13 protein-coding genes are annotated in these 13961 nt (G+C 73.9%); 12 read left to right on the top strand and 1 reads right to left on the bottom strand.

Going from position 1 to position 13961, the window contains the following annotated elements; translation table 11 throughout:
- Positions 1-10: 10 nt before the first annotated feature.
- Complete coding sequence (locus OG618_RS16650; protein ID WP_442906807.1) at positions 11-1153, top strand: S1C family serine protease; 1143 nt, start codon at positions 11-13, stop codon at positions 1151-1153.
- A 163-nt stretch (positions 1154-1316) separates the two neighbouring features.
- Here the strand turns inward: OG618_RS16650 and OG618_RS16645 are convergent, their stop codons facing one another.
- Complete coding sequence (locus OG618_RS16645; protein ID WP_396485718.1) at positions 1317-2540, bottom strand: sensor histidine kinase; 1224 nt, start codon at positions 2538-2540, stop codon at positions 1317-1319.
- Positions 2541-2839: 299 nt separating this feature from the next.
- On the opposite strand from OG618_RS16645, the gene OG618_RS16640 reads away from it, so the two are divergent.
- From OG618_RS16640 to htpX, 11 genes are all read left to right on the top strand, one after another.
- The gene (locus OG618_RS16640) at positions 2840-3256 is read left to right on the top strand and encodes an NADH-quinone oxidoreductase subunit A (RefSeq protein ID WP_329488224.1); all 417 of its coding nucleotides are present in this window, start codon (positions 2840-2842) and stop codon (positions 3254-3256) included.
- A complete protein-coding gene (locus OG618_RS16635) occupies positions 3247-3891 on the top strand; it encodes an NADH-quinone oxidoreductase subunit B (RefSeq protein WP_329488223.1) in 645 nt (214 codons plus the stop codon). The genes OG618_RS16640 and OG618_RS16635 overlap by 10 nt, the downstream gene beginning before the upstream one ends.
- Positions 3888-5054, top strand: coding sequence for an NADH-quinone oxidoreductase subunit C (locus tag OG618_RS16630; RefSeq protein WP_329488222.1), 1167 nt, complete (start codon positions 3888-3890; stop codon positions 5052-5054). The genes OG618_RS16635 and OG618_RS16630 overlap by 4 nt, the downstream gene beginning before the upstream one ends.
- Positions 5055-5056: 2 nt before the next feature.
- Positions 5057-6010, top strand: a complete 954-nt coding sequence (gene nuoH, locus OG618_RS16625) for an NADH-quinone oxidoreductase subunit NuoH (RefSeq protein WP_329492143.1) — start codon at positions 5057-5059, stop codon at positions 6008-6010.
- Between the two features lie 73 nt (positions 6011-6083).
- Positions 6084-6638 carry a NuoI/complex I 23 kDa subunit family protein gene (locus OG618_RS16620; protein ID WP_329488219.1) on the top strand — a complete coding sequence of 185 codons (555 nt, stop codon included), beginning with the start codon at positions 6084-6086 and terminating at the stop codon, positions 6636-6638.
- Positions 6635-7333: an NADH-quinone oxidoreductase subunit J family protein gene (locus OG618_RS16615; protein WP_329488218.1), complete on the top strand. Its 699-nt coding sequence runs from the start codon at positions 6635-6637 to the stop codon at positions 7331-7333. Before OG618_RS16620 ends, OG618_RS16615 begins: the two co-directional genes overlap by 4 nt.
- The gene (gene nuoK, locus OG618_RS16610; RefSeq protein ID WP_329488217.1) at positions 7333-7701 is read left to right on the top strand and encodes an NADH-quinone oxidoreductase subunit NuoK; all 369 of its coding nucleotides are present in this window, start codon (positions 7333-7335) and stop codon (positions 7699-7701) included. Before OG618_RS16615 ends, nuoK begins: the two co-directional genes overlap by 1 nt.
- A complete protein-coding gene (locus tag OG618_RS16605) occupies positions 7698-9731 on the top strand; it encodes an NADH-quinone oxidoreductase subunit 5 family protein (RefSeq protein WP_329488216.1) in 2034 nt (677 codons plus the stop codon). The genes nuoK and OG618_RS16605 overlap by 4 nt, the downstream gene beginning before the upstream one ends.
- 66 nt (positions 9732-9797) lie before the next feature.
- On the top strand, positions 9798-11354 hold the full coding sequence (locus OG618_RS16600) for a complex I subunit 4 family protein (protein ID WP_329488215.1): 1557 nt from the start codon (positions 9798-9800) through the stop codon (positions 11352-11354).
- Position 11355: 1 nt separating this feature from the next.
- Positions 11356-12957 (top strand): NADH-quinone oxidoreductase subunit N, encoded by a 1602-nt coding sequence (locus tag OG618_RS16595; protein WP_442906806.1) that lies wholly within the window; start codon positions 11356-11358, stop codon positions 12955-12957.
- Between the two features lie 140 nt (positions 12958-13097).
- Positions 13098-13961, top strand: a complete 864-nt coding sequence (htpX, locus tag OG618_RS16590; RefSeq protein ID WP_329488213.1) for a zinc metalloprotease HtpX — start codon at positions 13098-13100, stop codon at positions 13959-13961.

Raw genomic sequence — 13961 nt, 5'->3', positions numbered from 1 at the left:
GGCAGCCCAGGTGAACCGAAAGAAGGAACCCACCCGCCCGCTCCCGGCCGGGCCGCGCCCCACCGGCCCCCGGGCGTTCGGCGGGCGACTGACCGGGCCGGCGGCCGTCGCCGCGCTGACCGCGCTGGCGGTGGCCGGGTGCAGCAGCGGATCGTCCTCCTCCTCGTCGACCGCCACCACCCCCGGCGCTTCCTCGTCGTCCTCCGCCCAGCCGGCCGGCGGCAACCAGCTCCAGGACGCCTACCAGAAGGTGATCGCCGACGTGCTGCCCTCGGTGGTGCAGATCACCACCGCGACCGGGCTCGGCTCCGGGATCGTCTACGACAACAAGGGCGACATCGTCACCAACGCCCACGTGGTCGGCACCGCCACCACCTTCACCGTCACGCTGGCCAACAGCACCAAGGCCCTGGACGCCACGCTGGTCGCCTCCTACCCGGACTCCGACCTCGCGGTGATCAAGCTGACCAGCCCGCCGAGCGCCCTCAAGCCGGCCGTCTTCGGGGACTCCGCCAAGGTCGAGCTGGGGCAGATCACCCTGGCGATGGGCAGTCCGCTGGGCCTGTCCAGCAGCGTCACCCAGGGCATCGTCTCGGCCACCGGCCGGACCGTCTCGGAGCCCCAGGGCGGTGGTTCGCCGGGCGCCACCATCGGCAACATGGTGCAGACCTCGGCGGCGATCAACCCGGGCAACAGCGGCGGCGCGCTGGTCAACCTGAACAGCCAGGTGATCGGTATCAACACGCTCGCCGCCACCGAGCCGGAGGCCAACGGGGCCGCCGCGCCCGGTATCGGCTTCGCCATCCCGGCGTCCACCATCACGAGCATCGCCGACCAGCTGATCAAGGACGGCAAGGTCACCAACTCCGGCCGGGCAGCGCTGGGGGTCACCGCCCGGACGTACTTCGACCAGAACTTCCGCCCGGCCGGGGCCGTGCTGGTGGCCGTCGGCGCGGGCGGGCCGGCCGCCTCGGCGGGGCTCCAGCCCGGCGACGTGATCACCAAGGTCGGCGACGCCACCGTCGACTCGCTGAACGGGCTCACCAGCGCGCTCGCCTCGCTCACCCCGGGGACCACGACGACCGTCGGCTACACCCGGGACGGCCAGGCCAAGACCGCCGACGTCACCCTCGGCACGCTGGAAACGCCCTAGGGCCGGGTGGGACAAGCCCTGGCCCCTCGGGTCCCCGGCGGCGGCCGCCCGCGCACCGCGCAAGGGTCGGCGGGCGGCCGCCGCACGGGTACGGGCCGGGCTCCGTCACTGCCTCGACGGAGTCCCGGCCCGTTGTGGTGTCCGGCGGGGGCCGGAGGAACGGTCAGCGGCGGGCGGCGCGGGTGCGCCAGGGGAGCTCGATGGTGACCGTGGTCGGCCCGCCGTCCGGGCTCTCCACCAGGAACACCCCGTCCACCGCCCGGATCCGTTCGGCCAGCCCGGCCAGGCCGCTGCCCGGGTAGGCGGCCGCGCCGCCCTTGCCGTCGTCCCGGACCAGCAGCATCAGCTGGTCGCCGGCCCGCCAGGCGTCCACCGTGGCGGAGCGGGCGCGGGCGTGCTTCGAGATGTTGGTCAGCAGCTCGCTGACGGTGAAGTAGGCGATGCCCTCGACCGCCGAGTCCGGGCGCTCCACCGTGCCGTCGGCGGCGGTCAGCTCGACGTGCACCTTGACCCCGTCCGGCACCGTGCAGCGGGCCGCCACCGCGGAGAGCGCCGCGTCCAGCCCCCGGTCGGTGAGCACCGCCGGGTGGATGCCCCGGGCCAGGTCGCGCAGCTCCTGCAGGGCCAGCTTCACCTCGCCGTGCGCGGCGCCGACCATCCGGGCCGCGGCCGCCACGTCCTCGGGCGTCTCGGTCTCGCTCAGCTTCTCCTTGGCCATGCCGAGGTCCATCGCCAGGGCCACCAGCCGGGCCTGGGCGCCGTCGTGCAGGTCGCGCTCGATCCGGCGCAGGTCGGCGGCGGCGGTGTCGATCACCGTGCCGCGGTCGTCCTCCAGCTCCCGCACCCGCTCGGAGAGCGCGCCCGGGTAGAGCAGGACCTCCACCAGCATCCGGTCGATCGCCGCCTGGAAGCGGACCACCCAGGGCAGCACCGGCCAGCCGACGATGACGCAGATCAGCGTCACCGCGAAGCTCAGCAGGCCCCAGGGCAGCAGCAGCACGTTGTAGAGCGCCGAGCGCCAGCTGAGCGGGTCGGTGAGGTAGGCGATCGCGTAGCCGGTGATCCCCGGCCGGTTCCGGCGCACCGGCTCCGGCTCGCGCACCTCGGAGCCGAGCACCGAGCGGGCCCGGCGGCGGGCGAAGGCGCCCAGGAGTCGGCATCCGGCCAGCCCGGCGGCCAGCAGCGGCAGGCCGATCACGGTGATGGAGAGCGCCAGCCCGACGGAGAGCAGGACGACGGTGAAGACGAACCCGGCGAGGCCGAGCGGCAGATTGAGCATCAGCTGCCCGGCCTGCCGCCACATCCGCGCGCCGTACAGCGGGGCGCGCTCGGGGCCCGCGTCCTGCTCCTTGAGGGCATCCGCGGCGCGGCGGTGCAGTGGCTTCATGTCGGATCTACCGTCCCTTGGAGTCGAGCTGGTGATCCAAGCTTCCCCGGTCGGGGGCGCGCGGGGCCATGGGGGTGATACGTCTTCCCGCCCGGGGGTTATCCCCACCCCCGCCCGGGGCGGCCGGCGGGCGCGGTCGTCCACCGAATGTCCATCGGCCGTCTTGCGGATCGGGCGGGATGCGGTGCTCCACGGCCGTGCACTTAGACTCACGCATTGGCGATGGTTATGACCGTGTAAAGAAACGTCGTAGAACTGCCGTGAGGGCGGTTTTCCCAGGCGATGTGGAGGCGAGGGGCATGGAGGGGCAGCCGGCAGCTGCCGTCGCGGCCGACCCGGCCGCCGGCAGCGGCTACTTCGACGCGTACGCCGCGATGGGCCTGCTCGCCGTCGTCGGCGTGCTCTTCGTCGCCGTGGCGTTCACCGCCAACCGGCTGCTGCGGCCGGTGGTGTACTCGCCGGAGAAGCTCCTCGCCTACGAGTGCGGCGTGGACCCGGTGGGAGAGGACTGGGCGCACACCCAGATCCGCTACTACGTCTACGCCTTCCTGTACGTGATCTTCGCGGTAGACGCGATCTACCTGTTCCCGTGGGCGACCGTCTTCGCCGCCGCCGGCTACGGCGCCGGGACGCTGATCGAGATGTTCGTCTTCATCGGCTTCCTCGCGGTCGGGCTGCTCTACGCCTGGAAGAAGGGCGTTCTGGAATGGACGTGACCCACAACCACTCGCACGCGCACGGCGCCGGGGGCCCGGTACCGCTCGGTCTGCCGGACCCGTCGCGCCCCGGTGCGGCCGTCGGGCGGAGCAGCCTCGGCCCGCTCGCCCGGCTGGCGCCGGACCCGGTCAAGGTCGTCCTGAACTGGGGCCGCCGCTACAGCCTCTGGTGCTTCAACTTCGGCCTCGCCTGCTGCGCGATCGAGTTCATCGCCGCGTCGATGGCCAAGCACGACTTCATCCGGATGGGTGTGATTCCGTTCGCGCCCGGCCCCCGACAGGCCGATCTAATGATCGTCTCGGGGACGGTGACCGACAAGATGGCGCCCGCCGTGAAGCGCCTCTACGAGCAGATGCCCGAGCCGAAGTACGTCATCTCCTTCGGCGCCTGCTCCAACTCCGGCGGCCCCTACTGGGACTCCTACTCCGTCACCAAGGGCGTCGACCAGATCATCCCGGTCGACGTCTACGTGCCCGGCTGCCCGCCCCGGCCGGAGGCCCTGCTCCAGGGCATCCTCAAGCTCCAGGAGAAGATCGCCGCCGAGTCGCTGCCCGGCCGGTACGCCGCGCCCGCGAGCGCGCTGCGCCGCCCGCTGGTGGCCGGCCCCGCGCCGTCCGAAGGAGGCGTCTCGTGAGCACCGCCGAGCAGTACGCGGCGTCGGTCGGCGAGTGGGCCACCGGCGCCGAGGCGTACGGGCTGGTCACCGTCGACGTGCCCGCCGAGCACTGGATCGAGGCGCTCACCGCGGCCCGGGACGTCCTGGGCCTGCGGTTCTTCGACTGGCTGAGCGCCGTCGACGAGCTGGCCGAGGGCTTCTCGGTGGTCGCCCACCTGGCCGCCGCGGACGGCCCCGGGGTGCGCCACCTGGCGCTGCGCACCAAGGTGGCGCGGGCGGGGGCCGCCCTGCCGACCGCCGTCGAGGTGTACGCGGGAGCCGGCTGGCACGAGCGCGAGACGCACGAGATGTTCGGCATCGACTTCCCCGGGCACCCCCACCTGGTCACCCTGCTGCTGCCGGACGGCTTCGAGGGGTTCCCGCTGCGCAAGGAGTTCGTGCTCGCGGCCCGGGTCGCCAAGGCCTGGCCGGGCGCCAAGGAGCCGGGCGAGTCCGACCACGGTGACGGACCGGCGCGGCGCAAGATGCAGCCGCCCGGCGTCCCGGACCCGAACGAGTGGGGCCCGCTCAAGGGCACCCTGCCGCCGGTGGCCGAGCGGCCCGCGCGCGGTGCGCGGGCGGCCGGCGCGGCGGCCCGTACGCCCCGGGCCGGTGCGGCCGCCGCCGGTGCGGCCGCCGCTTCGGCCGAGGGCGGGCCCGCCGTCCGGGCCGACCGGCCGCGCCGGACCAGGTCGGTCGACGCGGGCTCGGTGAGCCAGGCCGCCGAGACCGTCGCCGAGGGAACCACCGCCGAGGGAGCCGCCGCCGAGGCGGCGCCGCCGGTGCGGGCCGACCGACCGCGCCGGACCAGGTCCGTCACGGACGGCTCGGCGAGCCAGGCCCCTGCCGGGGAGCCCGTCGTGGAGAGCGCCGAGCCGAAGCCCGGGCGGCCGGCGCCGGCCCGGACCCAGTCCGCGGACGCGCCCTGGCACGCCCCGGTGCCCGCGCACGGCTCCGAGGCCGAGGCCGCACCTAAGGGCACCGCCGCACCCGAGACCGAGACCGAGACCGAGGCCGCTGCCGCGCCCGAGGCGCCCGGCGAGGCGGCCGGTGCGACCGGACCGGAGGACGGGAAGCGCGCGGAGGACGGGACGAAGGAGACGCCGGCCGACCCGGCCGACCAGGACGGAGACAGCACGTGAACCTGCTCGACACGCTGCTGCGCTGCGTCGCCACCCTCGTCGTCTTCCTCACCTTCCCCCTGGTCATCGGCCAGACCGAGCACAAGGTGATGGCGCACATGCAGGGCCGGCTCGGTCCGATGTACGCCGGCGGCTTCCACGGCTGGGCGCAGCTCGTCGCCGACGGCGTGAAGTTCGCGCAGAAGGAGGACATCGTCCCGGCCGGGGCGGACCGCAGGATCTTCCAGCTGGCGCCCGCCGTCTCCCTGCTGCCCTACCTGTTCGTGCTGCTCGCCATCCCCGTCGGGCCGGACGGCCTCGTCGGCCAGGCGATCGACGCCGGCCTCTTCTTCGTGCTGGCCGTGATGGGCGTCGGCGTGATCGGCAAGCTGATGGCCGGCTGGGCCTCGGCGAACAAGTTCTCGCTGCTCGGCGGTCTGCGGACGGCCGCGCAGCTGATGTCCTACGAGCTGCCGATGGTGCTCGCGGCCGCCTCGGTGGCGATGGCGGCCGGCACGCTCTCGCTCCCGGGGATCCTGGACGCCTGGCAGTGGTACTGGATCCCGTGGCAGCTCATCGGCGCCTTCGTCTTCTTCACGGCCGGCCTGGCCGAGCTCCAGCGCCCGCCGTTCGACATGCCGGTGGCCGACTCGGAGATCATCTTCGGCGCGTACACCGAGTACACCGGGCTGCGCTTCGCGCTCTTCCTGCTCTCCGAGTACGTCGGGATCCTGGTGGTCTCCGGGCTGACCGCGGTGCTCTTCCTGGGCGGCTGGCACGGTCCGCTGCCGGACGAGCTCGGCTGGCTCTGGACGATCCTGAAGACCTTCGCGCTGGCCTTCGTGGTCATCTGGCTGCGGGTCACCTACCCGCGACTGCGGGAGGACCAGCTGATGCGCTTCGCGTGGCTCGTGCTGATCCCGCTGGCCCTCGTCCAGCTCGCCCTCACCGGCATCATCAAGGTGGCGATCTCATGACCGAGCGCAGCGAGCTCGTGGCCGACAGGCACGCAGGGGCCGACGCCCCGGCCCGGCGGAGCGGGGTGGGCGCATGAGCTTCCCCGGCTCCGGACTGGCCAAGGGCCTGGCCGTCACCCTGCGGACGATGACGAAGAAGACCGTCACCGCGCAGTACCCCGACGTGCAGCCCGCGCTGCCGCCGCGCTCGCGCGGCGTGATCGCGCTGCTGGAGGAGAACTGCACGGTCTGCATGCTGTGCGCCCGCGAGTGCCCGGACTGGTGCATCTACATCGACTCCCACAAGGAGACGCTGCCGGCCGCCGACCCGAACGCCCGCGCCCGGACCCGCAACGTGCTGGACCGCTTCGCCATCGACTTCTCGCTCTGCATGTACTGCGGGATCTGCATCGAGGTGTGCCCGTTCGACGCGCTGTTCTGGTCCCCGGAGTTCGAGTACGCGGAGACCGACATCCTGGAGCTGACCCACGAGCGGGACAAGCTCCGCGAGTGGATGTGGACGGTGCCGGCGCCGCCGGCGCTGGACCCGGCGGCCGAGGAGCCCAAGGAGATCGCCACCGCGCGCAAGGCCGCGGACAAGCTGGCCGCCGCCGCCTCGGCGGCGCCGGAGGAGGGTGACCCGCGATGAGTGCCGCCCTGCTGACCGCGGCCGGGTCGCTGGACCCGGCCGCCCGCTCGTTCCTCTCCCCGACCGGGGTCGAGATCGTCTTCCTGCTGGTCGGCGTCGCCGTGCTGGGCTCGGCCGTGATGGCCGTGACCACCAGGCAGCTGGTGCACGCCGCGCTCTGGCTGGTGGTCGCGCTCGGCGGCCTGGCGGTGGAGTTCCTGCTGCTCACCGCCGAGTTCATCGCGTGGGTGCAGGTGCTGATCTACCTCGGCTCGGTGGTCGTCCTGGTGCTGTTCGGGCTGATGCTCACCCGGGCGCCGATCGGGCGCTCGCCGGACGCCGACTCGGGCAACCGCTGGGTCGCCCTGGTGGTGGCGCTGGCCACGGCCGGGACGCTGGTGACGCTGCTCGTCGACGCCTTCCGGACGTCGTGGATCGACCTCGGCGGGGGCGGCGGTTCGGCGCAGGCGACGGGTACCAGCCTGTTCCGGACCTGGGTGCTGCCCTTCGAGGCGCTCTCGGTGCTGCTGCTGGCCGCACTGGTCGGCGCGATCGTGCTGTCCCGCGGGGCCGGTCGGCGGGTGCCGCCGCCCCGGGCCGCCAAGCTGCGCGCGGGCCGGCCGGTGGGCTCCAACGGGACGGTCGCCGCCACCGCGCCGAAGGCCCCGGCCGAGCCCGCGGCTCCCGCCTCGACGACCTCGGCGGAGGAGAGCTGATGCATCTCGCCTACCCCGTCGTGCTCGCCGCGCTGCTGTTCAGCGTCGGCGTGTACGGCGTGCTCGCCCGGCGCAACGTCGTCCTGGTGCTGATGTCCGTGGAGCTGATGCTCAACGCCGTCAACCTCAACCTCGTCGCTTTCGACGCCTGGCTGCGGGACTCCCTGCACGCCGGCCAGGCGCTCACCCTGTTCACCATCACCATCGCCGCCGCCGAGATCGGCCTCGGGCTCGCCATCGTCCTGCTGCTCTTCCGGGCCCGGGGCACCGCGGACATCGACCGGGCCACCGCGCTCGGTGATCCCGCCGAGTCCGCCGAGGAGGCGCCGGCCGGCGCCGGGGCACCGAAGGGCCAGGCCGCCGCATGAACCTCGCCCTGCCCGTCCTCGTCCCCGTCCTGCCCGCGCTCGGATCGGCCGCCACCCTGGCCGTCGGCAGGCGCGCGCCCGGTCTGGCCCGGCCGCTGGCGATCGTGCCGGTCGCCGTCTCGGCCGTGCTCGCCCTGGTGGTCGCCCTCCAGCTGGGCACCGGCCAGGTGCTGGAGGCCGGCACCTGGCTCACCCCGACCGGCGGGCCGGACCTCACGCTCGGCCTCTACCTGGACGGCTACAGCTCGCTGATCTCCGTGCTGGTCGGCCTGGTCGCCACCTGCGTGCAGGTGTACTCGACCGCCTACCTCAAGGACGACCCGCGCTACCCGTCGTACGCGGCGCTGGTCTCGCTGTTCACGGCGGCGATGTTCCTGGTCGTCTACTCGGGCGACCTGATCGTGCTGCTGGTCGGCTGGGAGGTCATGGGCATCTGCTCGTACTTCCTGATCGGCCACCACTGGGAGACCGCGGACGCCCGGTCGGCCTCGCTGAAGGCCTTCCTGGTCACCAAGCTCGGTGACGTGCCGTTCCTGTTCGGCATCTTCCTGCTGGGCGCCGACGCCGGCAGCTTCCGGATCTCTGACGTCCTGGCGGCCGCCGCCGAGGGGCGGCTCGGCCACCCGACGCTGACCGCGCTGCTGCTGCTCGCCGGCGTGGCCGGCAAGAGCGCGCAGTTCCCGCTGCACACCTGGCTCCCGGACGCGATGGCCGGTCCGACGCCGGTCTCCGCGCTGATCCACGCCGCCACCATGGTCGCGGCCGGCATCTACCTGGTCGCCCGGCTGCTGCCGGTCTTCCTGCTCTCCGGCGCGGCGCTGGTGGTGCTCGCGGTGATGGCCGCCGTGACGATGATCGGCTCGGCGCTCTGCGCGCTCGCCCAGGACGACCTGAAGCGGGTGCTCGCCTACTCGACGGTCGGGCAGCTCGGCTACATGGCCGGCGCCCTGGCCGCCGGCGACCGCGAGGCCTCCGTCTTCCACCTGGTCAGCCACGGGGCGTTCAAGGCACTGCTGTTCCTCGCGGCCGGTGTGGTGATCCACGCCGCGCACACCAACTCGATCTCCGCGATGTTCCGGATCCCGGGGCTGCGCAAGCGGGTGCCGGACGCCTACTGGACGATGGGCATCGCGCTCGTCGCCCTGATCGGGCTGCCGCCGTTCTCCGGCTTCTTCAGCAAGGAGGCGGTGCTGACCGCCGCCGAGCACGCGGCCAACGGCGAGGCGCTGACCAACGGCCTCGGCCCGGTGTCCGCGGTACCGCAGTCGGCCGGCTGGATCGTGCTGATCTCGGCCGCGCTCACCGCCCTGCTGACCGCGGCGTACGCGGCGCGGCTGTTCCTGGTGGCGTTCCACAGCCCGGCCGCCGCCGGCGCCGCCGCGCCCGCCTCGCCGGCGGACCACGAGGCCGACGCGCCCTACTCGCCCGAGGTGGACGAGGCCGACCCGGCCACCGCCGAGCCGCCCGCGATGCGCTGGCCGCTCTGGGTGCTGGCCGTCCCGACCATGGCCTTCGGCGTGACGAGCCTGCGCTCGGACTGGCTGCCCGCGCTGCTGGACGGCGGCTCGCTGCGGCCCTCGGCCGTCACCGCCGTGACCGGTACCGGCCTCGCCGTGGTCGGCGCGCTGCTGGCGTACGGGGCCTGGCGCTCCGCCACCGCGCGGCTCGGCGCCGGCCAGCCGCCCGCCGCACCGCTGGGCCGGGTGCCCGAGCAGGCCGGCGCCCCGGCCGCCGAGGTGATCGTCGCCGACCCCGGCCGCACCCTGCTCGGTCCGCTGTTCGGCCCGGCCCGGCACGGCTTCGGCGTCGACCGGCTCTACAGCGCGCTGTTCGTCCGGCCGGTGACCGCCGCGGCCCGGCTGGTCCGCTTCCTCGACCGCGAGGTCGTCGAGACGTACGTGCGCGGCAGCGGGACGGCGGCCGGCCTGCTCGGCCGGGCCGTCCGGCTCGCCCAGACCGGGAACGCGCAGACCTACCTCAGCGCGCTGCTCGCCGGCGTCGTCCTGCTGGTCGTCCTGGTGGCGGTGTAGCCGGATGGACCAGAACAGGCAGCCCCGCCGCCCAGCCCCGCCGACCGCAGCCCGTAGGAGCCCCCGATGAACGCAGTCCTCATCGCCCTCCTGGTGCTGCCGCTGGCCGGGGCCGCGCTGACCCTGGTACCGGCGTTCGGCGCCGACCCGGCCGCCGCCGACCGGCGCGCGCTGCGGCTGAACACCGTGGTCACCGGCGCCGTCCTGGTGCTCGGCATCGTCCTCGCGGCGGGCTTCGACCACGACGGGCCCGGCCGGATGCAGGCGACCACCGACGTGTCCTGGATCCCGGCCATCGGCGTGCGCCTCCACCTCGGCGTGGACGGCGTCTCGCTCCCGCTGATCGTGCTGACCGCGCTGCTCACCTTCCTCTGCGCGCTGTACTCGGAGAAGCGGCTGCCGACCGGGGAGGGCGTCCCCTCGGCCCGGGCCTTCACCGGGCTGTTCCTCCTGCTCGAAGTCGGCATGCTCGCCACCTTCGCGGTGCTGGACCTGCTGCTCTTCTTCCTGGCCTTCGAGATCGTGCTGATCCCGATGTACTTCCTGATCGCCCGCTGGGGCACCGGGGCGAAGGTGCCGGCCGCCAACCGGTTCATCCTGTACACGCTGCTCGGCTCGGCGGTGATGCTGCTCGGCTTCCTGCTGGTCGGCAGCAAGGCGGGCACCTTCGACATGCAGGCGCTGGCCGCCGCGCACGGCAGCGGCCTGAGCCACACCACCCAGGTGGTCGCCGCCCTGGCGATCATGGTCGGGCTGGTGGTCAAGGCCCCCGCCTGGCCGCTGCACAGCTGGCTCCCGGACGCGCACACGGCGGCCCCCACGGTCGGCTCGGTGCTGCTCGCCGGCGTGCTGCTGAAGATGGGGACGTACGGCCTGGTCCGGGTCCTCCTCCCGGTCGTCCCGGACGGTACCGCGACGCTCGCCCCCTACCTGGGCGCGTTCGCCGCCGTCGGCATCGTCTACGGCTCGCTGGCCTGCCTCGCGCTGGTCCGGCCCGGGGCCAAGGGCGACCTCAAGCGCCTGATCGCCTACTCCTCCGTCGGCCACATGGGCTTCGTGCTGCTGGGCATCGCCTCCCTCACCCCGGTGGGCGTCAACGGCGCGCTGTTCGCCAACATCGCCCACGGGCTGATCACCGGCCTGCTGTTCTTCGTGGTCGGGGCCCTGAAGGACCGCTACGGCACGGCGGACCTCGACACCCTGGCCGGCTCCACCGGGGCCGCCCTCTACGGACGGGCCCCGCGGATCGGCGCCCTGCTGGCCTTCGCCGCCGTCGCCAGCCTCGGCCTGCCGGGGCTGGCCGGCTTCTGGGGCGAGCTGCTCGCGATGTTCGGCGCGTTCGACCCGGCCGAGGGCCTCTCGCGCCCCGCGTTCGTCACCTACATGGTGCTGGCCGGCCTGGGCACCCTCCTCACCGCCGGGTACCTGCTGATGGTGGTCAAGCGCGTCTGCATGGGCGACCCGAAGCAGCCGGCCCCGGTGGCCGAGCTCGCCGACCTGCGCCCGTACGAGGCCGTCAGCTGGACCCCGCTGGCCGCCCTCACCCTGCTCGCCGGCCTCTGGCCCGCGCTCCTGCTCGGTCTCTCCGACCCGGCCGTCAAGCACCTCCTCGGGGGTGGCTGACATGCTCGGACCCCAGCTCGCCGCACTCGGACCTCACTCCACGGGGCAGCCCACTGTGACCTCCCTCGCCGTAGCCGACCCGGGCAGCCTGATCCAGTCCGTGGACTGGGTGGCGATCGCGCCCCCGCTGATCGCCGCGCTGGCCGCCCTCGCGGTGCTGGTCACCGACCTCTTCCTGCCCGCGCGCCACCGCAAGCTGCTCGGCGCCCTGGCCGTGGGCGGCCTCGCCCTCGCGCTGCTCGCCCTGCTCCCGCTCACCGGCGGCTCGCCCCGGAGCACCTTCTGCGTGCGGGACACCGGCTGCTCCTACGTCGCGGACCACTTCGCGCTGGTCTTCCAGCTGCTCGCGCTCGGCGGCGCGCTGATCGCCGCGCTGCTCTCGATGCACACCGTGGACGGCCCGGCATCGGACGACGGCTCCGCCGCGGGGCTGCCCGGCGGCGAGTACTGGTTCCTGCTGCTCTCCAGCGCCACCGGCGCCGCCCTGCTGCCCGCCTCCCGGGACCTCGCCACCCTGGTGGTCGCCCTGGAGGTGGCCTCGCTGCCGGCCTTCGCCCTGGTCGCGCTGCGCCGGGACGGCCGGGGCGCGGAGGCCGCGCTGAAGTTCTTCCTCTCCTCCGTCACCGCGACCGCGGTGATGCTGCTCGGCATCGGCTTCGTCTACGCCGCGAGCGGCAGCCTGCACCTGGGCGCCGTCGCCGAGGGCCTGGCCCAAGCCCCCGCCCAGCTCAAGCCGCTGGCCGAGGCCGGCGCGGTGCTCACCCTGGTCGGCTTCGCCTTCAAGGTCGCCGCCGTCCCGTTCCACTTCTGGGTGCCCGACACCTACGTCGGCGCCCCGCTGCCGGTGGCCGGCTACCTCTCGGTGGTCGGAAAGGCGGCCGGCCTCTCCGGCCTGGCGCTGGTCACCACGATCGCCTTCCGGCCGTACGCGCACACCTGGGGCCTGGTGCTCGCGGTGCTGGCCGCCGTCACCATGACGGTCGGCAACGTGGGCGCGCTGCGCCAGCGGTTCGACACCCGGTACAGCGCGGTGCGGTTGCTCGCCTGGTCCTCGGTGGGCCAGGCCGGGTACCTGCTGGTGCCGCTCGCCGCCGCCGGCTACGCACGGACCGGGGCGGACAGCCTGGGCGCCACCGCCGCGTACGCGCTGATCTACGGCGTGGTGAACCTGGGCGCCTTCGCGGTGGTCGCCGCCGTCGGCCGCCGGGCCGGGACGAGCGTGGACGAGTTCCGCGGCCTGTTCGCCCGGCGCCGCTGGACGGCCCTGGCGCTGGCGTTCTTCCTGCTCTGCCTGGCCGGGCTCCCGCCTGGGGTGATCGGGCTGTTCGGCAAGGTGGTGGTGTTCCGCGCCGCCGTCGACGCCGGGCTGGGCTGGCTGGCCGTGGTGATGGCCGTCAATGTGGTCATCGCGCTGTACTACTACCTGCTCTGGACGGCGCGGCTCTTCGCCCCGGAGCCGTCGCAGGACGCGGTCACCGCCGTCGCCGAGCGCCGGCTGCCGGCCTCGCTGACGGCCACCCTGGGGCTCACCGCCTCGGTGGCCGTGGTGCTCTCGGTGGCCCCGCAGCTGGTCCTCCAGGTGGTCGGCGGCACGCTGTTCTGAGGCCGCCGGCCGGGGAGGGCGGCTGGGCGGTCCGGGTGTAGCGGTGGTCACAAGGGAACAAGGCCGCCGGGCTCGCCCGTTGAGCGGGCAGAGGGACGAGGCAGCGAGGGCTTCCCCACCGCACCATTGGAGGGCCTGCCGTGCACCGCCGGCACAACGGACTGAGGACCGCCGCACTGCTCGGCGGCCTCTCGGCGCTGATCCTGGTGATCGGCAGCTTCTTCGGCCGCACCGGCTTCGTGATCGCCCTGCTGGTCGCGCTCGGGACCAACGCCTACGCGTACTGGAACAGCGACAAGCTCGCCCTGCGCGCCATGCGGGCCCGCCCGGTGAGCGAGATCGAGGCGCCGCGGCTGTACCGGATCGTCCGTGAGCTCTCCACCTCGGCCCGCCAGCCGATGCCGCGGCTGTACATCTCCCCGACCCCGGCCCCGAACGCCTTCGCCACCGGCCGCAACCCGCGCAACGCGGCGGTCTGCTGCACCGACGGCATCCTCCAGCTGCTGGACGAGCGGGAGCTGCGCGGGGTGCTCGGCCACGAGCTGAGCCACGTCTACAACCGGGACATCCTGATCTCCTCGGTCGCCGGGGCGCTCGCCTCGGTGGTGATGTTCCTGGTGAACTTCGCCTGGCTGGTGCCGTTCGGCCGCAGCGACGACGACGACGGCCCCGGGCTCTTCGGGATGCTCGCGATCATGATCCTGGGGCCGCTCGCCGCCTCGCTGATCCAGCTGGCCGTCAGCCGCTCCCGGGAGTACCAGGCCGACGCCGACGGCGCCCGGATCACCGGCGACCCGCTCGCCCTGGCGAGCGCCCTGCGCAAGCTGGACGTCGGCACCCGGCAGCTGCCGCTGCCACCGGAGCCGCAGCTCCAGACGGCCAGCCACATGATGATCGCCAGCCCGTTCCGCCCGGGCGAGGCCGGGACGAAGCTCTTCTCGACGCACCCGCCGATGGCGGAGCGGATCGCCCGACTGGAGCGGATGGCGGGCTACCGGGGCTGA

The sequence above is a fragment of the Kitasatospora sp. NBC_01246 genome, from assembly GCF_036226505.1.
Classification (GTDB): Bacteria; Actinomycetota; Actinomycetes; order Streptomycetales; family Streptomycetaceae; genus Kitasatospora.
Note: the sequence above shows the minus strand (reverse complement) of the source record. Positions and strands in the feature narration are given on the sequence as shown.

Bases quoted from the DNA above. Each gene is read 5' to 3' on its own strand.
- OG618_RS16645 (WP_396485718.1), bottom strand. From the start codon at position 2,540: ATGAAGCCACTGCACCGCCGCGCCGCGGATGCCCTCAAGGAGCAGGAC.
- OG618_RS16605 (WP_329488216.1), top strand. From the start codon at position 7,698: ATGAACCTCGCCCTGCCCGTCCTCGTCCCCGTCCTGCCCGCGCTCGGA.
- OG618_RS16635 (WP_329488223.1), top strand. From the start codon at position 3,247: ATGGACGTGACCCACAACCACTCGCACGCGCACGGCGCCGGGGGCCCG.
- OG618_RS16595 (WP_442906806.1), top strand. From the start codon at position 11,356: ATGCTCGGACCCCAGCTCGCCGCACTCGGACCTCACTCCACGGGGCAG.
- OG618_RS16640 (WP_329488224.1), top strand. From the start codon at position 2,840: ATGGAGGGGCAGCCGGCAGCTGCCGTCGCGGCCGACCCGGCCGCCGGC.
- nuoK (WP_329488217.1), top strand. From the start codon at position 7,333: ATGCATCTCGCCTACCCCGTCGTGCTCGCCGCGCTGCTGTTCAGCGTC.
- OG618_RS16615 (WP_329488218.1), top strand. From the start codon at position 6,635: ATGAGTGCCGCCCTGCTGACCGCGGCCGGGTCGCTGGACCCGGCCGCC.
- OG618_RS16600 (WP_329488215.1), top strand. From the start codon at position 9,798: ATGAACGCAGTCCTCATCGCCCTCCTGGTGCTGCCGCTGGCCGGGGCC.
- OG618_RS16620 (WP_329488219.1), top strand. From the start codon at position 6,084: ATGAGCTTCCCCGGCTCCGGACTGGCCAAGGGCCTGGCCGTCACCCTG.